The sequence below is a fragment of the Streptomyces sp. NPDC004667 genome, from assembly GCF_040609475.1.
Classification (GTDB): Bacteria; Actinomycetota; Actinomycetes; order Streptomycetales; family Streptomycetaceae; genus Streptomyces.
The window spans coordinates 1-1,012 of sequence record NZ_JBEXKC010000283.1 but is presented as its reverse complement, the minus strand read 5'-3'; the positions used below and the strand labels follow the sequence as shown (position 1 = coordinate 1,012).

Annotated in this window: 1 protein-coding gene; it reads left to right on the top strand. The window is 69.4% G+C overall.

The genetic code is table 11. The features are described from left to right. Positions 1-1,012: acyltransferase domain-containing protein (locus tag ABZW32_RS40075; RefSeq protein WP_356225877.1), on the top strand; the 1,012-nt coding region annotated here is incomplete at both ends.

The following is a 1,012-nucleotide window of genomic DNA, read 5'->3' as shown; positions in this document are numbered from 1 at the left end:
TTGAAGTCGAACATCGGGCATGCGCAGGCGGCTGCGGGTGTGGGTGGTGTCATCAAGATGGTGATGGCGCTGGAGCACGGTGTGCTGCCGCGGACCTTGCACGTGGGTGTTGCGTCTTCGGAGGTGGATTGGGAGGCGGGTGCGGTTGAGCTGCTGGCCGAGGAGCGTGTGTGGCCCGAGGTGGGTCGTGTGCGGCGTGCGGGGGTGTCGTCGTTCGGTGTGAGCGGGACGAACGCGCACGTGATCCTGGAGCAGGCTCCGGTCCGGGTGGAGGAGCCGGCGGGGGAGGCGCGCGAGCTGCCCGTCGTCCCGCTGGTGGTGACGGGCAGGACGGCGCCGGGCCTGCGCGACCAGGTGGAACGCCTGCGCAACCACATGGAGCGGGAGCCCGCGCCGCGTCCGCTGGACGTGGCATGGAGCCTGGTCACGGGCCGTTCGATGCTGGAACACCGCCGGGTGGTCCTCGGCGGTACGACCTTCGAGGGTGTGGCGGGGTCGTTCGGTCGTCGGGTGTTGGTGTTTCCGGGTCAGGGGACGCAGTGGGTGGGGATGGGTGCGGGTCTTCTTGACTCTTCCCCGGTGTTTGCGGGGCGGTTGCGGGAGTGTGCTGATGCTCTGGCGCCGTTCGTGGACTTCGATGTGGTGGAGGTGGTGCGGGAGGGTCGTTCGCTGGAGCGGGTGGATGTGGTCCAGCCCGTGACGTGGGCGGTGATGGTTTCTCTCGCCGAACTGTGGCGTTCCCTGGGTGTGCTGCCGGATGCCGTCGTGGGGCATTCGCAGGGTGAGATTGCCGCTGCTGCCGTGTCGGGTGCGTTGTCGCTGGGGGATGCGGCGCGGGTGGTGGCGTTGCGTGCGCAGGTGATCGGGCGTGAGTTGGCCGGTTTGGGGGGTATGGCGTCGATTCCGTTGCCGCTGGCGGCAGTTGAGGCGCGGCTCGAAGCCTGGGCGGGTCGGTTGGGTGTGGCTGCGGTGAACGGGCCGTCGAGCACGGTGGTGGCCGGGGATGCCGATG